20 protein-coding genes are annotated in these 19,755 nt (G+C 48.4%); 19 read left to right on the forward strand and 1 reads right to left on the reverse strand.

What is annotated here, in order from left to right; translation table 11 throughout:
- Positions 1-13 precede the first annotated feature (13 nt).
- From HP398_RS00515 to HP398_RS00570, 12 genes are all read left to right on the forward strand, one after another.
- Positions 14-688, forward strand: coding sequence for a SpoIIIAH-like family protein (locus HP398_RS00515; protein WP_069844620.1), 675 nt, complete (start codon positions 14-16; stop codon positions 686-688).
- Between the two features lie 207 nt (positions 689-895).
- Positions 896-1,396 (forward strand): acetyl-CoA carboxylase biotin carboxyl carrier protein, encoded by a 501-nt coding sequence (gene accB / locus HP398_RS00520; protein WP_017248002.1) that lies wholly within the window; start codon positions 896-898, stop codon positions 1,394-1,396.
- A gap of 16 nt (positions 1,397-1,412) precedes the next feature.
- Complete coding sequence (gene accC, locus HP398_RS00525; protein ID WP_069844621.1) at positions 1,413-2,768, forward strand: acetyl-CoA carboxylase biotin carboxylase subunit; 1,356 nt, start codon at positions 1,413-1,415, stop codon at positions 2,766-2,768.
- 70 nt (positions 2,769-2,838) lie between these two features.
- Complete coding sequence (locus tag HP398_RS00530) at positions 2,839-3,255, forward strand: Asp23/Gls24 family envelope stress response protein (RefSeq protein WP_017248004.1); 417 nt, start codon at positions 2,839-2,841, stop codon at positions 3,253-3,255.
- A gap of 152 nt (positions 3,256-3,407) precedes the next feature.
- Complete coding sequence (gene amaP / locus HP398_RS00535; protein WP_026043028.1) at positions 3,408-3,965, forward strand: alkaline shock response membrane anchor protein AmaP; 558 nt, start codon at positions 3,408-3,410, stop codon at positions 3,963-3,965.
- Between the two features lie 12 nt (positions 3,966-3,977).
- Entirely contained in the window at positions 3,978-4,190 is a 213-nt protein-coding gene (locus tag HP398_RS00540) for a DUF2273 domain-containing protein (protein ID WP_017248006.1), read from the forward strand.
- Between the two features lie 47 nt (positions 4,191-4,237).
- The gene (gene nusB, locus HP398_RS00545; protein WP_069844622.1) at positions 4,238-4,642 is read left to right on the forward strand and encodes a transcription antitermination factor NusB; all 405 of its coding nucleotides are present in this window, start codon (positions 4,238-4,240) and stop codon (positions 4,640-4,642) included.
- Positions 4,643-4,660: 18 nt separating this feature from the next.
- A complete protein-coding gene (locus tag HP398_RS00550) occupies positions 4,661-5,623 on the forward strand; it encodes a tRNA (adenosine(37)-N6)-threonylcarbamoyltransferase complex transferase subunit TsaD (protein WP_173621552.1) in 963 nt (320 codons plus the stop codon).
- Positions 5,624-5,711: 88 nt separating this feature from the next.
- Entirely contained in the window at positions 5,712-6,566 is an 855-nt protein-coding gene (gene folD / locus HP398_RS00555; protein ID WP_017248009.1) for a bifunctional methylenetetrahydrofolate dehydrogenase/methenyltetrahydrofolate cyclohydrolase FolD, read from the forward strand.
- Between the two features lie 113 nt (positions 6,567-6,679).
- Positions 6,680-8,062: an exodeoxyribonuclease VII large subunit gene (gene xseA, locus HP398_RS00560; RefSeq protein WP_173621553.1), complete on the forward strand. Its 1,383-nt coding sequence runs from the start codon at positions 6,680-6,682 to the stop codon at positions 8,060-8,062.
- Positions 8,031-8,282, forward strand: coding sequence for an exodeoxyribonuclease VII small subunit (xseB, locus tag HP398_RS00565; RefSeq protein WP_017248011.1), 252 nt, complete (start codon positions 8,031-8,033; stop codon positions 8,280-8,282). The genes xseA and xseB overlap by 32 nt, the downstream gene beginning before the upstream one ends.
- Positions 8,282-9,184 (forward strand): polyprenyl synthetase family protein, encoded by a 903-nt coding sequence (locus HP398_RS00570; RefSeq protein ID WP_069844627.1) that lies wholly within the window; start codon positions 8,282-8,284, stop codon positions 9,182-9,184. The genes xseB and HP398_RS00570 overlap by 1 nt, the downstream gene beginning before the upstream one ends.
- 53 nt (positions 9,185-9,237) lie before the next feature.
- Here HP398_RS00570 and HP398_RS00575 read toward each other — a convergent pair whose 3' ends face one another.
- The gene (locus HP398_RS00575) at positions 9,238-10,932 is read right to left on the reverse strand and encodes a M3 family oligoendopeptidase (RefSeq protein ID WP_173621554.1); all 1,695 of its coding nucleotides are present in this window, start codon (positions 10,930-10,932) and stop codon (positions 9,238-9,240) included.
- A gap of 248 nt (positions 10,933-11,180) precedes the next feature.
- Between HP398_RS00575 and dxs the strand changes: the two genes are divergently transcribed.
- The 7 genes from dxs to spo0A all read left to right on the forward strand — a co-directional run bounded on the left by dxs (position 11,181) and on the right by spo0A (position 19,687).
- Complete coding sequence (gene dxs, locus HP398_RS00580) at positions 11,181-13,067, forward strand: 1-deoxy-D-xylulose-5-phosphate synthase (protein WP_017248014.1); 1,887 nt, start codon at positions 11,181-11,183, stop codon at positions 13,065-13,067.
- Positions 13,064-13,882, forward strand: a complete 819-nt coding sequence (locus tag HP398_RS00585; RefSeq protein WP_017248015.1) for a TlyA family RNA methyltransferase — start codon at positions 13,064-13,066, stop codon at positions 13,880-13,882. The genes dxs and HP398_RS00585 overlap by 4 nt, the downstream gene beginning before the upstream one ends.
- Before the next feature lie 128 nt (positions 13,883-14,010).
- Positions 14,011-14,868, forward strand: a complete 858-nt coding sequence (locus tag HP398_RS00590) for an NAD(+)/NADH kinase (protein WP_069844630.1) — start codon at positions 14,011-14,013, stop codon at positions 14,866-14,868.
- A gap of 5 nt (positions 14,869-14,873) precedes the next feature.
- Complete coding sequence (gene ahrC / locus HP398_RS00595) at positions 14,874-15,323, forward strand: transcriptional regulator AhrC/ArgR (RefSeq protein WP_017248017.1); 450 nt, start codon at positions 14,874-14,876, stop codon at positions 15,321-15,323.
- A gap of 16 nt (positions 15,324-15,339) precedes the next feature.
- Positions 15,340-17,064, forward strand: coding sequence for a DNA repair protein RecN (gene recN, locus HP398_RS00600; RefSeq protein ID WP_173621555.1), 1,725 nt, complete (start codon positions 15,340-15,342; stop codon positions 17,062-17,064).
- A 241-nt stretch (positions 17,065-17,305) separates the two neighbouring features.
- Complete coding sequence (gene spoIVB, locus HP398_RS00605; protein ID WP_017248019.1) at positions 17,306-18,640, forward strand: SpoIVB peptidase; 1,335 nt, start codon at positions 17,306-17,308, stop codon at positions 18,638-18,640.
- A gap of 258 nt (positions 18,641-18,898) precedes the next feature.
- Positions 18,899-19,687: a sporulation transcription factor Spo0A gene (spo0A, locus tag HP398_RS00610; RefSeq protein ID WP_173621556.1), complete on the forward strand. Its 789-nt coding sequence runs from the start codon at positions 18,899-18,901 to the stop codon at positions 19,685-19,687.
- Positions 19,688-19,755 lie beyond the last annotated feature (68 nt).

Genomic DNA, 19,755 nt, shown 5'->3' on the forward strand with positions numbered 1-19,755 from the left:
GAGGTAATGGCGAATGATTCTGCGAAAGCAAACGGTATGGTTGTTGACAATGCTTGCTGTCATGGTTGTGCTCTCCGGATATTACTTGGTGAAGGGGCCGCAAGAACAGGTCCCAACATCAGGAAAAGAGCAAGCCGTCCAGAAACAAGAGCAAATTTCTGGCGTGGTTGTTGAATCGAAGCAAGTAGATCACGCCCCACAAGCAACTCCTGTCGATCAAGCTCCAAAGGCAACTCCGGTAGACGAAAAAAATGGCACGCAGGAAGCCAAAACTCCTGCTGCGCCAGAAGCGAAACCAGCGGCTACGAACACGGTCGTCCCAGTAGCGGAAACGGCGAGTGAAATCTTCCAAGGCTACAAAATGAAACGCGAAGCCATGCTGCAGCAACAAAAAGACGAACAGCTCGCAATCGTAAATAGCACGGAGTCCTCTCCGCAGGCAGTAGCAGAAGCGATGGCTAAGTTTGAAGAACTGTCCAACATGGAAAGTGCTACAATGACTGCAGAAGAAATGCTCAAGGCGAGTGGCTATCAGGATGCGGTCGTTACTGTCCAAAATGACAAGGCGACAGTCCTTGTACAAAAAGATAAATTGAGCGCCAACGAGGTTGTGGAAATCATTGCAAACGTGAAGCAGCACTTGAATATCCCGGCGACAAACATAAACGTACAATACAAGTCATCCTAATAAAAGCTGCGGTAGTTTCTCGTTATAAGGGATAGGAGAAACGGGCATGATGGTAAGGATTTTCTCGCTTCTGTTGGAAAAGAAGCGGGGAAATCCTTTCTTGACGTGGTTTAGGCAACAGGCTACCATGGATTTATGGTTTGCCAAAAGGATACATAATGGACTCCACGAACCTTATTGAAAGAAAAGAAGGAGTGCTTGTTCGTAATGAAAATGCATGAAATCCGCGAAATTATTAAGTTAATTGATCAATCTTCCATTCAAGAATTTAACTTGGAAACAGAAGGTGCCAAGGTGTCTCTGAAAAAATCCAATGGTACGGAAACGATTGTCGTCACGCAACCAGCGGTTCAAGCTCCTGTTGCAGCACCAGTAGCACATATCCCGGCTCAGCCAGTTGTTGCGGCAGCGCCAGTCGTAGCAGAAGCTCCGAAAGCAGCAGCTGTACAAGCATCGGATGACGCCAATCTCCACAAGATTGTATCTCCAATGGTAGGGACTTTCTATAGCGCACCAGAACCAGGCAAGCCGGCTTATGTACAAGCTGGTGACAAAGTGACTGCGAGCAAAGTCGTTTGCATCGTGGAAGCTATGAAACTCTTTAACGAAATCGAAGCAGAAGTAAGCGGCGAGATCGTGAAAGTGCTTGTAGAAGACGGTCAATTGGTTGAGTATGGCCAAGCATTGTTTTTGGTGAAGCCAGAATAAGGTGGGGGAGAGCGGAATGTTTCAAAAAGTATTGATTGCCAATCGCGGGGAAATTGCCGTGCGTATTATCCGGGCATGCCGCGAGCTGGGCATTCGTACGGTCGCCGTCTACTCCGAAGCGGATCGTGAAGCGCTTCATGTGAAGCTGGCCGACGAAGCCTACTGTATTGGTCCAAAGGCATCTAAGGAAAGCTATTTGAATATAGCAAACATCATGAGTGTAGCGACCAAGGTAGGGGCAGACGCCATCCATCCTGGTTATGGCTTCTTGGCAGAAAACGCCGACTTTGCCGAGATTTGTACCGCCTGCAATATTACCTTTATCGGTCCAGACCCAGAAGCAATTGTGAAGATGGGGGACAAGTCCACAGCTAAGGATACGATGAAAACGGCAGGCGTACCTACTGTACCAGGTACGGAAGGACTGATCGAAGATGTGGCTGACGCTGTAGTCACCGCAAACCAGATTGGCTATCCTGTCATGGTCAAAGCAACAGCGGGTGGCGGCGGACGCGGAATGCGCGTAGCCGTTGACGACGAAGATTTGGAAAAAGCGATCCGTCAGGCGCAAAACGAGGCGAAAACGGCTTTTGGAAATCCAGGGGTTTACTTGGAGAAGTTCGTGGAAGGCCCACGACATGTAGAAATTCAAATCATGGCCGACAAGCATGGCAATGCCGTATTCCTGGGTGAGCGCGACTGCTCCATCCAACGTCGTCACCAAAAGCTGATCGAGGAAGCGCCATCTCCAGCATTGAGTGAGGAGCTGCGCCGACAAATGGGTGAAGCTGCTGTTGCGGCGGCAAAAGCCGTTTCCTATCATGGTGCGGGCACTGTCGAGTTTTTGCTGGATAAACACGGAAAGTTCTACTTCATGGAAATGAATACGCGTATTCAGGTAGAGCACCCTGTAACCGAGCTGGTGACTGGCTTTGACCTGATCAAGGAGCAGCTGACCGTAGCGGCAGGGCAACCATTGTCCTTTACACAAGAGGATATCCAAATGGATGGCTGGGCTATTGAATGCCGTATTAATGCTGAGAATCCTGCGAAAAACTTCATGCCTTCGCCAGGTCGTATCACGGAATATTTGGCGCCAGGCGGCTTTGGTGTGCGCGTAGACAGTGCAGCGTATGCGGGATATTCCATTCCGCCATACTACGACTCTATGATCGCCAAGCTGATTGTGTGGGGCAAGGATCGTAACGAAGCGATTGACCGTATGAAGCGTGCCTTGAGTGAATTCGTCGTAGAGGGTATTACGACGACGATTCCATTCCATTTGAAGGTATTGGAGCATGAAGTATTTGTCAGCGGTCATTTCGATACGAAATTCTTGGAAACCTACGATTTGAAGCTGGATGAAGAGTAAGTAGGGCTGATTTGTAAAAATACGGTGTGCTTGGTATAATGAAATACAAATCTAAAGGGAGGTGCGAAGCATGGAAGAGTTTACTCCAGATTTAGATAGAACAGAACTTGGTAAGGTCCAGATCGCTCCCGAAGTGTTGGAAGTGATTGCCGGCATGGCTGCGTCCGAAGTAGAAGGCGTAGCACAAATGAGCGGCGGTTTCGTAGGAGAAATAGCTGAACGTTTAGGCCGTAAAAATATAGCTCGTGGCGTTCGTGTGGAGGTTGGCTCCAAAGAAGCAGCGGTTGATGTGTCTATCATTGTCAAATACGGACATCGCATCCCGGAAGTCGCTCGAAATATTCAAGATAGTGTACGCAATGGGATTGAGAGCATGACAGGGCTTTCGGTAGTTGAAGTAAACGTACATATCGTTGATGTTGAGTTGAAAGCTGAAGAAAAAGCACCGGCACCAGTACCGGTTGAAGAACACCAGCGCGTGCGCTAACAAGCAGCGGATGGATGCCCCCTACGAACAGGGGGCATTTTCCTCATTTGAAAACGTGATTTTGTTTAGGCTTTCAGCGTAAATTCATGGAGTGTTCCGGAGCGTGCCGTGTTTGTCTCCTTTTTCAAACATGGCTGAAAGGAGAGGTGCTTGTGAACTTGTTTGACCGTTTTATCTTGACGATTTATAGCTTTGCGCTTATTGTGTTGTCCTGCATCGCGATAGCAGCGACCAGCGGATTGATCCATCCAGATTTTTTCCGTCCGTACGTGGATCAGATACTGGCGGGTACGAACATCACCTATCTCATTGTCGCGATTATTTTCCTCGTAGTCAGCCTTCGCTTCTTTTTCAGTTCTTTCCGCTCTAACAAGCCTAAAGTAGAACGGGGAATCCGTCAGCGCAGTGATTTGGGTGAGGTCAACATTACGATTCAGACGATCCAGACCATTGCAGAGCGTGCAGCCCGCAGAGTGAAAGGAGTGCGCGACATGAAAACGACAGTCAAAGCACTCGAGAGCGGCAATATTATCACTCTGCGTGTTTCGGTAGATGGAGAAACGCCATTACCTGAACTGACACAGAAGCTACAGGCTGACGTGAAGGAGCAAGTCGAAGGGATTGCTGGGGTTGTCATTTCCGAGGTGGTCATTGTCGTGACGGAAGTAGCTCAGCAGGAAAACTACGCGGCTCGTAAACGGGTGGAATAGAAGGTGAAGTCCATGGTAAGGGAGTTAATGTGGGAACACAAGGGGAAGCTAATGGGGGTTTTGGCCGGACTTTTTTTCGGCATCATCTACCTTCTCGTGGGATTTTGGGATACACTGGTTTTTGTTGTGTTTGTCGGGACCGGTTATTATATTGGTCGCAAGCTCGATCATAAAGAAGACTTGCGTGAGATACTCGACAAGATTTTGCCAGGCAAGTTTCGGTGACATAAAGAAGGTCCGAGCTCAATCTAATTAGTAGGTGAATGAATGGTATGAAACGAAGAACAGCACGAGAAAAAGCAGTTCAATGTCTTTTCCAAATCGATATGGCAGAGGTTCCGCTAACGGATGCGGTTGCCCTCGTCATGGAAGAATCTGAGGAAAATGCGCAGTACTTGCGATATCTCCTCGACGGTGTATTGAAAAACTTGACTGAGATTGATTCGGAAATCAAGAAGTATTTGCGTGGATGGCAATTGGAACGCATCGCCAATGTAGATCGCGCTATTCTTCGTCTGGCTTTTTACGAGATCATGTTCGAGCAAGACACTCCTGACAAAGTCGTGATGAACGAAGCGATTGAGATCGCGAAGCTCTTTAGCGACGAGCAGTCCCACCGATACATTAACGGTGTGTTGTCGAGCTTCTTGCAATCGCGTGAAACCAAGCAGGCGTAATAGGTAGGAGATACAAGCATGAGTAAGGTAATGTTGGGCATCGACACGAGCAATTACCGGACATCACTGTGCTTGGCTGAGGAAGACGGCCGAATTGTCGCAGAAGCAAAACGCCTTCTGAAAGTAAAGGAGGGCAAGCGCGGACTGCAACAATCCGAAGCCGTCTTTCAGCATGTGATGAACCTGCCGGAATTAAGTGAAGAGATGAAGTGGAAGGATTACGAGATTGCAGCGATTTGCGTGAGCGAGAAGCCGCGTCCGCAAGACGGATCGTATATGCCTGTATTTAAGGTAGGAGAGGGTTTGGCGAAATCGTTGTCGACTTATTTGCGCGTTCCCCTCCACTTGACGACTCATCAAGAGGGGCATATCGCGGCGGGGGAATATACCGCTGAGGTGCGTCCGATAGAGGATCGCTTTTTGGCCGTACATTTGTCTGGAGGCACCAGCGAGTTGTTGTTGTGCGAGCGTCATGCAGCCGGTTATGCCATTGAGAAAATCGGTGGGACGATCGATCTGCACGCTGGGCAGCTGGTTGATCGGATTGGTGTGGCACTCGGTCTGTCCTTTCCTGCGGGTCCTGCATTGGAGCAATTAGCTAAGGACTCAACTGGAGCGTTTCGGGTTTCTTCGGCGGTTGACGGGCTTTCCTTTAGTTTTTCTGGTCCAGAGGCTTCGCTTTTGCGTGAAGTGGAGAAGGGAAGTACGAGCCCTGCTGAGATTGCGCGGGCGACAGAGCAATGTATTACCAATACTCTAGAGAAGTCCTTACGTCATGCAGTAGAGCAAGGCTACCCGAAGGACATCTTGATTGTTGGAGGAGTAGCTGCTAATTATTACATACGTGAGCGGCTGATCAAACGCCTGGAACACCCTGCCGTGAAGGCGAAGCTGTACTTCTGTGACCCCGTTTACTCCGGTGATAATGCCTATGGAGTCGCTATGTTGGGGTGGATGAAGCAAAAGACGAACATTAAATAAATGAGAACTTTTTATAATTCGGCTTTACAGCGGAGGGGGAAATCGGTACACTTAACGTATCGACGTTGATAAAGGAGGCATTTTCTCCATGGCTGCAACCATTCTCCAGGGAAAAGAAGTAGCACAGAGTATTCGGGCCGAATTGGCGAACGAAGTAGCTGAATTGAAAAAACAAGGGATCGTACCGGGTTTGACCGTTGTCATTGTGGGAGACGACCCGGCTTCTCACTCCTATGTGCGTGGTAAAGCAAAGGGCTGCGAGGAAGTCGGTATTTCATCCGAGATCATCATGAAGGACGCGGACATCACAGAGGAAGAGTTGTTGGTTATCATTCAACAGTTGAACGAAAATCCGAACGTTAATGGGATTTTGGTTCAGCTTCCTCTTCCCGCTCATATTTCAGAGCATGCGGTAATTGAAGCCATTGCTCCTGAAAAAGATGTGGACGGTTTCCATCCGATTAGCGTAGGAAATATGGTATTGGGAAATGACACGCTGCTTCCTTGCACGCCGCACGGGATTATTGAATTGATCAAGCGCACAGGCACCTCAATGGCAGGCAAACATGCGGTGGTGATCGGACGCAGCAACATCGTTGGAAAACCGGTCTCATTGCTACTGCAACAGGAAAATGCTACGGTAACCATGTGTCATTCTCGCACACAAAATCTCGAGGAATACACCCAAAAGGCAGACATCCTCGTCGTTGCAACCGGTAGGGCTCATATGATCGGCAAAGAGCATGTCAAACCGGGCGCTGTCGTCATTGACGTTGGTGTGAACCGCATCGAAACGGGTAAGTTGGTTGGAGATGTCAAGTTTGACGAGGTCAAAGAAGTGGCTAGCTTTTTAACCCCAGTTCCTGGCGGTGTTGGCCCGATGACGATTACGATGCTGCTGAAAAATACGGTTGCGGCAGCGAAAAAGCAAGCAAAACAATAGAAGAAAATCGGCAACTTATTATAGGATGGATAAGGCATAAGCTTTATCCATTCTTTTGCATAGTCTTTGTTACATGCACGGCAAAGCCAAGTTTTTTGTAAAGGAGGGGCCGCATGGCATTACAAGATATCTTATCAGTGAGTGATCTCAATCGTTATATTAAGCTGGTGCTGGAACAGGAACCCCACCTGCAAGATATATGGGTGAGAGGGGAAATCTCCAATTTTACCCACCACTCCAGTGGTCATATGTATTTCACGCTGAAGGACAAGCAGTCACGCATCAAAGTCGTCATGTTTGCAAGTTATAACCGCTTCCTGCGTTTCTTGCCCAAAGATGGAGCAAAAGCGATTGTACGCGGGTCTATTTCTGCATACGAACGGGACGGCGCGTATCAGCTGTACGCCAAAGAGATGCAGCCAGATGGTCTCGGCTCGCTTTATTTAGCATTTGAGCAGCTAAAAGAAAAATTGGCTCAAGAAGGGTTGTTTGCAGCGGAGAGGAAACGGATGCTCCCGCGTTTTCCCAAACGTGTCGGTGTCGTCACTTCTCCCACAGGAGCAGCCATCCGAGATATTTGCACGACGATTCGCAGACGGTATCCACAAGCAGAGATCGTACTTTCACCAGCCGTTGTCCAAGGTACGGATGCACCTGCATCGATTGTCTCCGCTATTCGGATTATGAACGATCAGCCTGACATTGATGTTCTCATCGTAGGGCGCGGTGGTGGTTCTATCGAGGAGCTGTGGGCGTTTAATGATGAAAACGTAGCGAGGGCAATTGCTGCATCACTCATCCCTGTCATCTCCGCTGTTGGACACGAGACGGATGTGACGATCGCCGATTTCGTAGCAGATGTCCGTGCAGCTACACCGACAGCGGCAGCTGAATTGGCTGTACCGCATTATTTGGAATGGGTCGAGAGAGTGCGGCAGCTCGAAATACGGATGCATCGAGCAGTGCGTGGTACCATGACAGAGCAGAGAAACCGTTTGACACGCTTGAGCAATTCATATGCGATGCGCCAACCGGAGCGGAGGCTGGAGGAAGCGTCTGAACGATTGGATCGGGCGCATTTGCGGATGCGTCAATCGATGAAGCATTTGCTGGAAAGAAGACGCGAACGCTATACGCGATTAGATGAACAGATCAAGCGCTATCGCCTCGCCGATCAAATCGGGGATAAAAGAAAAAATCTGTCTATACTCCGGGCCACCCTAGACGAACGGATGCTGGGTCGTCTCAACCAAAAAAGAATGGCATTCGCAGCTCGTGTAGCTACTTTGGAAGCACTGAGTCCGCTGAAGGTCATGCAGCGTGGATTCTCACTTGTATACACCAATGACAGACTCGTAAAATCGGTGGAACAGTTTGCCCCGGGCGATGAGATCATGGTACGATTAAGTGATGGCAGTGCGACTGCGCGTGTGGAAAAAGTGAAGCGGGAGGAGGAGAAGAAGAGTGGCTCGCAAGAAAACAGAACAAGAGACTGATATGCAGTTTGAAGAAGCGATGAAGCGTCTGGAAGAAGTCGTCAATCGACTCGAGGAAGGAGATATTCCCCTCGAAGAAGCGATTACGTTATATCAGGAAGGAGTAACTCTTTCCAGAATTTGTGGTCAAAAGCTGGATGCAATCGAAGCGAAGATTACCCAGTTGGTAGAAGAAGACGGGCAGGTAAAGCAGAAGGCTTTTCGCGTGGAAGGAGAATAATGATCGGCGTGCATACATTCGAGAGTTATTTGGTGGAAAAGACCGCTTATATAGAACAAAGACTCCTGCCAGCCCTTGAGCAGCAAGGAGTTCCGGAAAACTTGTACGAATCCATGAAGTATTCGCTCATGGCAGGCGGAAAGAGGCTGCGTCCCATGCTGGTGTTGGCGGTCCTCGAAGCACTGGACAAGCCGATTGAACGGGGTGTGGCATTTGCGGCTGCCTTGGAAATGATACATACGTACTCCTTGATTCACGATGACCTCCCTGCGATGGACGACGATGATCTGCGTCGCGGAAAACCAACCAATCACAAAGTATTCGGTGAAGCAACAGCCATCCTGGCAGGAGATGCCTTGCTGACGAGAGCGTTCGCATACATTGCAGAAGCTTACATGGATCGCGCTGATGTTTCAGCGGCTACTACCGTGAAACTGATTGCGGAGCTGGGAAAACGTGCAGGAGCAACTGGCATGGTCGGTGGACAAATGGCTGATATCGAAGGGGAGAGTAAGCGCCTTAACCTCGATCAGCTCGAATTTATCCATCGTCACAAAACGGGTGATCTCTTGATCGCAGCCTTGCGCGGGGGAGGCTACCTCGCAGAAGCATCCGAAGGACAAATGGAAGCATTGACACGCTATGGTGTTTGCATTGGTCTTGCTTTTCAAATTCAGGATGACATCTTGAATGTGGAAGGAGATGCCCAAGAGCTGGGGAAAGCAGTTGGCAGCGATGCGGATCGGGAAAAGGCGACGTATCCATCGCTTCTTGGTCTAGCCGAATCGAAGGCGCGTCTTACCGAATTGATTGCGGAGGCAAAAGCAGCGCTTGCAGATGCGGGAATCGAGAATTCTGCACTCAGCCCTTTGGCCGACTACGTGCGTGATCGTAATAAATAAGGGAAAGCTGGCAACCCGTACGGGAACTGCCAGCTTTTTTGTATACCTACCGATTACAAGCTTTTATCGTCAATACTATTTAAGAATTGTTCAATCTCGCCAATCACCGATGGAATGCAGTCGTCCTCAAATGGAGAATAGAGCTTCGCCACTTGTACCAGCTCGAGGAACGATTTACTTCCGCCTTCGCGGCAAAGCGTCAAATAATCCTCCCAAGCTTGTTTTGGCTCAGATTGAGATCGTTTCCAAAATTGGAACGCGCAAATCTGGGCCAGTGTGTAGTCGATGTAATAGAAGGGACTTTGAAAAATATGCGTTTGTTGCTGCCAGAACCCGCCATCCTCCAGATACTCATTCTGTGCGTAATTGCGATGCGGGAGGTACTTGCGCTCAATTTCACGCCAAGCCTGTTTGCGCTCTGCTGGGGTCATATCTGGGTGCTCGTAGACAACATGCTGGAACTCATCAACAGACACGCCGTACGGAATGAACTGGAGTCCACTACTCAGATGAGAGAATTTGTATTTATCGGTATCTTCTTTGAAAAAATGCTCCATCCATGGCCAGGTCAAAAACTCCATGCTCATTGAATGTATTTCACACGCCTCGTAGGTTGGGAAATGATATTCAGGGACCTCAAAATCTCGGCTTACATACACCTGAAACGCATGTCCTGCCTCGTGCGTAAGTACATCAATATCACCGGATGTACCATTAAAATTGGCGAAAATAAAGGGGAGCCTGTATTGGCTGATGTATTCACAGTAGCCGCCAGTAGCCTTTCCTTTTTTGCTCAATAGATCTAAACAGTCATTGTCCAGCATGAAGTTGTAAAATTCGTCGGTTTCAGGTGACAACTCGGCATACATCTTTTTCCCGTTTTCCACAATCCATTCCGGCGGGCCTTTCGGGCTCGGATTCCCTGTAGCGAAATCAAAGGAAAGATCGTAATACTCAAGTGTATCGACACCAATGCGCTGGCGCTGACGTTCAACGAGCTTTGATGCTACTGGAACGATGTGCGCAAGCACTTGTTGGCGGAAACTGGCTACCATTTCTGCGTTGTAATCAGAACGGTTCATACGTGCATAGCCTAGCTCCACAAAGCTATTGAAGCCGAGTTTTTTGGCGATGCGTGTGCGTACCTTGACGAGCTGATCGTAAATGCGATCAAATTCGTCCGTATTTTGCCGCATATAATCATACTTCGCTTCATTAGCGCGTTTGCGCATGTCTCTATCCTTCGCGATTGTAAAAGGAATCATCTCTGAAAGGTTTCGCTCTTCTCCTTCAAACATGATTTTGGCAGAAGCTTTCAGAGCGACATATTGACTAGCCAAACGATTTTCTTCCTGCAAATCAGTGATAACTTCTGGCGAAAATGTACGGAGTGTGCTCTCAGCGATGCGAAACAGCTGTGCTCCCCATTTTTCTTCCAAGTCAGCGCGGAAGGGAGAATCGACGATTGCCTGATAGTAGCGGGAAACGATTCCGGTATACAAAGGAGTTGCTTCATCCCAATAGTCCTGCTCTGCTTTGTAGTAAGGATCTTCTGTATTGATCGTGTGGCGGATTTGTGCGACATTCCGCGCAGATTCCACTTCTTGTCGCAGTTTGTTCAATTGAGCCATGATCGTATCTTGCTCAGGGAAGCTTGCAGCATGTTGAAACGCTTCCAATAATTGCGTGAATTGTCCTTCAACTTTGTCCATATCCATGCGCTCATACTGAATTTGTGAGAACTTCACGGACGTCCACCTCTTTTGTTCGGAGTATGTATTCAAAATCATCTTACCAGAAAATGCAAGGTATCGCCTTCATATTCGTATATGTTGATGAAAAGTGGTGTTTTTATTAAGAAACCGTTATAATGAATCAAGCTGAAAATAAGCGAAATCGGCTATAGCAATAAGGAAAGCCGGGTTTTCTAGTGGCTTGATTGATATGCAGCATGCACAATCGCCGGAGAACGAACAGTGGAAAGTGAGGAATACCAATGCTGCTTACTACTATAAATGATCCTCAAGACTTGAAAAAGTGCACGCAACCGCAGCTACATACATTGGCATCCGAGATCCGTCAGTTTCTAATCGAGACGCTATCGAAAACAGGTGGTCATCTCGCGCCGAATCTGGGAGTCGTCGAGCTGACGCTAGCGCTGCACTATGTTTTTGACAGTCCTAAGGACAAGCTGATCTGGGATGTCGGACATCAAGCATACGTACATAAAATGCTGACAGGACGCCGGGAGATGTTTCCGACCTTGCGTCAGTATAAAGGTCTGTGTGGGTTCCCAAAAATGGTAGAAAGCCCGCATGACGTCTGGGAAACCGGACATAGCAGTACGTCTTTGTCTGCCGCAATGGGGATGGCGACTGCGCGGGACTTGAAAAAGGAAAAGAATCATGTCATTGCAGTCATCGGTGACGGTGCGCTGACAGGTGGTATGGCTCTGGAGGCCTTGAACCACATCGGTCATGAGCGTAAGAATGTCATCGTTGTGTTAAATGATAACGAAATGTCCATCGCGCCAAACGTTGGGGCCTTGCATAACTACTTGGGGAAAATTCGCTCGACGGAGAACTATCAATGGGCGAAGGATGAAGTCGAAGGATTGTTGAAATCCATTCCGGCTGTAGGGGGCAAATTGGCTCACATGGCTGAACGCTTCAAGGACAGCATGAAGTACTTGCTCGTATCTGGCGTTCTCTTCGAAGAGCTCGGCTTTACGTATATTGGCCCAATCGACGGACATAACATGGAGCTGTTGCTCGATACATTAAAGACAGCCAAGCATACAAAAGGCCCTGTTTTGATTCATGCCATCACGAAAAAAGGACTAGGCTATGCGCCAGCTGAAGCCGACTCAGTCAAGTGGCATGGTATCGGTACGTATAAAATCGAGTCAGGTGATACACCGAAATCTGCACCAACGTATACGTCTGTTTTTGCGGAAACGATGATGAAGCTCGCAGATGAAGACAATTCGATCGTAGCTGTTACCCCTGCGATGCCAGCGGGTTCAGGCTTGATCCCATTTGGACAGAAGTACCCTGACAGACTGTTTGACGTTGGGATTGCAGAGCAGCACGCATGTACATTTGCGGCAGGATTAGCGACACAAGGCTTGAAGCCGGTCTTTGCGATTTATTCGACCTTTTTGCAAAGAGCCTATGATCAGCTGGTCCACGATGTCGCGCGCCAAAAACTCAACGTGATTTTCGCTGTTGACCGTGCTGGGCTCGTCGGAGCAGACGGGGAGACGCACCAAGGGATGTACGATGTGGCATTCATGCGCATCATTCCAAATATGGTCATTATGGCACCGAAGGATGAAAATGAGCTGCGTCACATGATGAAGACAGCAGTGGAATATAAAGACGGTCCGATCTCTTATCGTTATCCGCGATTGCCGATTCGTGGCGTCAAAATGGATGATGATCTGCAAGTGCTGCCAATCGGAAAAGCGGAGATTGTACGAGAAGGCAAACACGTGGCGATCCTCTCGTTCGGTCACGTATTTGAAATTGCTGAGGCGGCTGTCAATCAGCTTCAAGAAGAAGGAATCAAACCGATGCTGGTCAATGCACGTTTTTGCAAGCCTCTGGACGAAGAGCTTTTGTACCGTCTGGCGAAGGAAGGCTACGATATCATTACGGTCGAAGAGGGCTGTGAAATGGGCGGATTCGGCAGCGCTGTCATAGAATGCTACAATCGTGCAGGCTATCACGGCATGAATGTACAGGTTGTCGCGGTACCTGATTATTTTGTTGAGCATGGAAGTGTGAAAGAACAGCGGCAAGAGGTAGGGCTCACAGCTGATAATATCGCTGCTCGTGTCCGATCCTTGATGCCAATTTCGAAGGGCGTAGTGGAAGCATGAGTGTAAGAAAAGAACGGGTTGATGTTCTCTTGGTCGAGAGAGGCCATTATGAGACCAGAGAAAAAGCAAAAGCAGCCGTAATGGCAGGCCTTGTGCAAGTAGCTGGCGAGCGCTGTGACAAGCCGGGAACCAAATTTGCCGAGGATGTTGCGATTACGGTGAAGGGCGAGGTACACCCGTATGTGAGTCGGGGTGGCCTCAAGTTGGAAAAGGCATTGCGTGTCTTTGAGATCGACATGAAGGATCGTGTCATGATGGACATCGGGGCCTCTACGGGTGGATTTACGGACTGTGCGCTGCAAAACGGTGCGCGACTTGTATACGCTATTGATGTCGGGTACGGACAGCTCGCGTGGACCTTGCGACAGGATGAACGAGTGGTCGTCATGGAACGGACAAATTTCCGTCATATGGACCCGGAAGCTTTTGAACATGAACGTCCAAACGCGGCATCGATTGACGTATCCTTTATTTCATTGCGATTGATTTTGCCGGTGTTGTACCGTTTTCTGCTCGATGGTGGTGACGTCGTTGCACTGGTTAAGCCTCAATTTGAAGCCGGCAAGGATAGAGTCGGAAAGAATGGAATCGTCCGTGATCCAGAAGTACACGAGAGCGTACTGACTGACATCGGTCAATTTGCCAGTGGATTGGGTTTCGCGCTAAAGGGCTTGGACTACTCTCCAATTACAGGGGGAGAAGGAAACATTGAATTTGTTATGCATGTCCAGAAAAGTGAGGGCGGCATGGATTCGGAAGCATGGTTGCAATGCGTAACAGAGGTAGTTGCCTCTGCACATGCGAATTTGAAATAGGATAAAAAACCAAAGCCTCGGGAGTTTTGTCACAATCGAGGCTTTTTATTTATGCATGTGAAGTTGTATACTTGAATATGAGGTTGTTCAAGAAGGATTTCCAACCAACCAGTTTTGGGGTGGACCACGTGAAGAAAATTGGAATCATAGCGAACAAAGGAAAACCTGAAGCACGTATCGTTGCACGGGAACTGCTGTATTTACTTGAAGACAGAGGGGCGCACGTATTCCTGGATGAACATGTCGCATCAGATGTAGGGCATCCAGAGCTGGGCGCATCTGTAGAAGAGATGGGGAAGCAGGCGGATTTGGTTTGTGTATTAGGGGGCGATGGCACGCTACTCAGAATTGCTCGCCAGCTTGCTGGTCACTCGATCCCAATATTTGGAATTAATTTAGGCACGTTAGGCTTTTTGTCGGAAGCGGAACCGGAGCATCTGCCTCAGGCTGTAGACAATCTCCTTTCTGGAAAGTACGACATTGAAAAGAGAGCGATGCTGGAAGCTTGTTTGGTGCGAAAAGGAACCACGCTGGGGACATACACGGCAATGAATGATATAGGCATTGCCAAAGGGTCATTTTGCCGAATCATTCAATGTGCGGTCTTTCTGGATGATGAGTACGTCGCGACGTTCAGCGGAGATGGTGTCATTGTCTCTACGCCAACAGGATCAACGGCATACTCACTCTCTGCAGGCGGCCCTATAGTGGCGCCCAATGTGGACATGCTATTACTGACGCCAGTGGCTCCTCATTCCTTGACGGCCCGGCCAATGGTACTGTCAGGCAATCAAACGATCCGGGTCGAAGTAGATGCCATTCATCAAGAGATGGGACTGTCCATAGACGGGCAGTTTGGATATCGACTCGAGGGCGGCGATCAGATTTACATTAAAAAGTCACCGTGTGTTACCCCGCTGATTAAGTGGAAAAAAGGTGGCTTTTTCGAAGCAATACGAACGAAATTACAAGGGGAATGGGAGTAATCCATATGAACAAAGGGCAACGACATATTCGAATTCGGGATATCATCAGCAATCAAGAGGTGGAAACACAGGATGATCTGGTGGACCGCTTGCGGATTGCTGGCTTTAACGTAACGCAAGCGACTGTATCCCGAGACATCAAGGAACTACACTTGGTAAAAGTGCCGCTCCCTGATGGACGATATAAGTATTCAATGCCTGCTGAACAAAAATTCAATCCACTGCAAAAGCTGAAACGCATGCTTGTGGATTCCTTTATTAGCATTGACCAAGCTGATCATTTTATTGTACTGAAGACACTTTCGGGACATGCGAATGCGGTAGCTGAACTGATTGACAACCTTCCGTGGGAAGAAATCATGGGGACAATCAGTGGCGACAACACCATCCTGATTATTTGCCGTTCCAAAGAAAATACCAATGAAGTGACGAAACGCTTAATGGAAATGTTGTAGAAGGTGGTCGCTTGCGATGCTAGTGGAACTCTCGATCCGAAATTTTGCCATCATCAAATCAGTGACAGTCTCTTTCCAAAAAGGCTTAAACATCCTCACAGGTGAGACTGGTGCCGGTAAATCCATCATTATCGATGCGCTAGGACTGTTGTTAGGAGGCCGGGCTTCGGCTGATTTTGTCCGATACGGTGAGCCGCGTGCAGAAGTGGAAGGGCTATTTGAATTGCCGCCTGGTCACCCTGGACTTGACGTTTGTAAGAATGTCGGAGTCCAGATTGAGCAAGACGGAATGCTCGTAGTACGCCGAGATATATCGAATCAAGGGAAGAGTATCATCCGAATTAATGGCCAGCTCGTAACTCTCGCTATGCTGCGTGAGTTAGGGCCATGGCTGGTTACGGTGCATGGACAACACGATACGCATATGCTGATGCAGTCAGACAAGCATATCAATTGGCTCGATGCATATGGGGAGGGCGCTTTGGGATCTGCGAAGCAAGAGTACGGTACGCTGTATGCTGCCTACCGTAAAACAAAGCAAGATCTGGAGCGTATGGCGCGTAATGATCGGGAGCTGGTACAGCGCATCGATCTATTGCAATATCAGCTGGATGAAATTGAGGCGGCAACTCTCACGCCTGGTGAAGACGAGAAGCTCATGCAGCAGCGGAAAAAGTGGATGAACATTGAAAAAGTTTATTCAACGATTCAAGATGCATACCGCGCATTGCATGGTGACCAAAAAGGCATGGATTGGTTAGGGCATGCGATGGGAGAGCTTGAGCGTGGTGTGAACTACGAAGAACAGCTCGTTCCGATTTTGGAGATGGTCCAATCGGCATACTACCAGATAGAAGATGTGGTACATAACCTTCGTCAATTGTCGTACCAAATGGATTTTGAACCGGAGCAGCTGGCAGAAGTAGAACGCCGTCTTGATCAAATCCAGTCGTTAAAACGCAAGTATGGCAAAAGTGTAGACGATATTTTGGAGTACGCTGCCACGATTCAGGATGAATTGGATGACATGCATCACTACGAAGACCGCCTCCAGCAGGTGGAAAAGCAATTACAGGAGTTTGCAGCCGATTTGGCGGTGGAGGCATTGGAGTTGTCGGTTATTCGTTCCGAATGTGCAGGAAAACTCGCACAAGAAATCGAGCAGCAGCTAAAAGAACTGCACATGGAGCGGGCTCGTTTTGCCATCGACGTCAGACAGACGCCGGATGATGACGGGGTAGAAATCGACGGAATCAAGCGCTTCGTAGATGCGAACGGAATGGATCAGATCGAGTTTTTAATCTCACCTAACCCGGGTGAGCCATTGCGTCCCTTGGCGAAGATTGCTTCCGGCGGGGAGCTGTCTCGTGTCATGCTGGCCATCAAAACGATTTTGGCGGGTACGGATCAAGTGGAGACCCTTATTTTTGATGAAGTCGACACGGGTGTAAGCGGAAGAGCCGCTCAAGCGATAGCAGAAAAACTCGCCCGAGTCGCTGGGCAGCGCCAAGTCCTGTGCATTACGCACCTACCCCAGGTCGCATCCATGGCAGACGCGCATTTTCTGATCAAAAAGGAAATGAGCGAGAATGAAACGGAGACGCGGGTGCATCGTTTGTCTGATGATGAACGGGTAACGGAGCTGGCTCGCATGCTAAGCGGGGCAGAGGTAACAGCGAAAACAGAAGAACATGCACGCGAGATGATCCTCCTCGGTCGTGAACGAAAGACTGTCAGCTAATTTTAGTTGGCAGTCTTTTTTTCGTTGATAAGAGTGCAGCAATGCCCTCCCAAGGGCTTGGTGAAGCTTGGTTTTCTAATGTTCAGAGTGGGTTATTTTCCTGACATAATCCGCTTGGCTGGTGGCAACATTAAAGGTACACAAGGTGGAGGTGTCCCTCATGACCGCTTGCGGTCAATCAAAACGGACCTGACCGTTTTGTTTTGTAGGTGTAGGTAGGGAACGGTAGGAGTGATTACTGGTGATCCGACAAAACAAAAGAAAATGGATGGGAAGTCTCCTTCTCCTCATCACGGCGCTTGTCGTGAGTTCCACCCCGTTCCGCGATCTGTCCTCCTTTCCCCGTGAATTGCGTTTGATGGAAGGGTCCCTCGAGCAACTGCGGGTCTCTGTGCCGGTAATGGGCACGCTAATCAATAGCAATCCTGATATTTTGCACGTTAACGGGACAGAGGCGCGTGAGGTATCCGTTGATTTGAGCAGGCCTATGTCCGTTGAACCGCGTAGGGCTGGGGAAGCCCAATTGCAGGTGAAGTGGCATAACATTCCGCTGACTGCTGTAAAAGTAAATGTATTGCCAGATCTGCGGTTGTACCCTGGTGGACAGTCAATCGGGGTGAAGCTGCAAACAGCGGGTGTTTTGGTTGTCGGTCATCATTTAGTTGACAATGGTAAAAACAAGTTTTCTCCAGGTGAACAGGCAGGTATACACGTCGGTGACATGATTATCAAAATGAACGACATGTACATCAATGACATGAACGACGTAAAGAAATTGATTAACGAAACGGGGAAAAAGAATCATTCCGTTCAATTGCTTGTCGTTCGTGGCAAGGAAAAGCTTTCGCTCACTTTGCACCCGGCAAAAGACAAAAAAGACAGTGAATACCGTATGGGTCTCTATATTCGGGATTCAGCGGCAGGAGTAGGGACACTGACCTTTTATGATCCGAATTCCAAAGCGTACGGGGCATTAGGGCACGTCATTTCCGACGTTGATACTGGTCAAGCCATTGTCGTAGGAGATGGCCAGATCGTGCAAGCAAGTGTCACATCGATTGAAAAAGGACAAAGTGGCAACCCAGGGGAGAAATTTGCGCGTTTCTACAATGAAAGTGAAGTTCTCGGAAATATAACCAAAAACACCCCTTTTGGCATTTTCGGCAAAATGAAGGACGAGCCCAAACGCAGCTATTACCAGGAGCCGTTACCAATCGCTCTTGCTGAGCAGGTAGAGGAAGGGCCAGCCAAAATTCTTACTGTCGTGGAAGGCCAAAAGGTCGAAGAGTTCGATATTGAGATCGCAAACGTGGTCAAGCAGCATTTTCCTGCAACCAAAGGGATGATTATTAAAGTCACGGACAAACGCCTTTTGGAAAAGACAGGTGGCATCGTACAGGGGATGAGCGGCAGTCCCATCATTCAAAAAGGCAAGATCGTCGGTGCCGTCACGCACGTGTTTGTCAATGATCCTACTTCGGGATACGGCTGCTACATTGAGTGGATGCTTCAGGATGCTGGTGTGAATGTGCGAGGTACTGCCGAGTCTCGAACCCATACAACCAAAGCTGCCTGAATGAAGTGCCGTCACGCGAACGAAGCGAGGCGGCTTTTTCGATTTTTGCAGTCCTTTGACGAATCGCTTGGAAATGAATGGATTCTTTGTCGAAATATCAGTTAAATCATTCAATCTTTCGTCATTGGCAGGAATGGAATTTGCTTTGTCGAATAATTTTTGTAGAGAAAAGATGGTATGGACTAATCCTTTTAGATTTGTTACCCCTAGAACGCCACCTTCTTTCCAAAAGACCGTCCATTGTTAGGAGGAACGACCTTGAGCAAGATTGAAGTGTTGTTGGCAGATGATAACCGTGAATTTGTAAATCTGTTGGAAGAGTACATCAGTAGCCAGTATGACATGAATGTTGTAGGTGTTGCTTACAACGGCAATGAGGTAGTTCGACTGCTGCAGGAACGTGTACCCGATGTATTAATTTTGGATATCATCATGCCACATCTGGATGGCTTGGCTGTTTTGGAGCAAATTCAGGCCATGCGCTTAAGTCCTCAACCTAAAATTATCATGTTGACTGCTTTCGGGCAGGAAGAAATTACGAAGAAAGCAGTAGAGCTGGGAGCAGCATACTACATTTTGAAACCGTTTGATATGGAGGTGCTGGCACAGCGCATCCGTCAAATCATTACAACCAAACCTGCCTCTTCTTTTGTTTCTTCTGTGAAACCACAAGCTACCCTGCAAATCCGCGGACGAAATTTGGACGCGAGCATCACCAGCAACATTCATGAGATTGGAGTTCCTGCTCATATCAAAGGTTATTTGTATTTGCGGGAAGCGATTACAATGGTATACAACGATGTCGAGCTGCTCGGTTCGATTACCAAAGTCCTGTACCCGGACATTGCCAAAAAATTCAATACAACCGCTAGTCGCGTAGAACGTGCGATCCGCCATGCGATAGAAGTAGCGTGGTCCCGTGGTAATTTGGACTCCATTTCCAGCTTGTTTGGTTATACGATTTCCAACACCAAGGCGAAGCCGACCAACAGTGAGTTCATTGCCATGGTGGCGGACAAGCTGCGGATTGAGGCGAAGATTAGCTAGGGTGTAGTCGTAGCAAGGGGTTTGGGCACATGGATTAATATCGGATACTCTCGGTTTTTGCTATAAAC

The sequence above is a fragment of the Brevibacillus sp. HB1.4B genome, from assembly GCF_013284285.1.
Taxonomy (GTDB): domain Bacteria; phylum Bacillota; class Bacilli; order Brevibacillales; family Brevibacillaceae; genus Brevibacillus; species Brevibacillus porteri.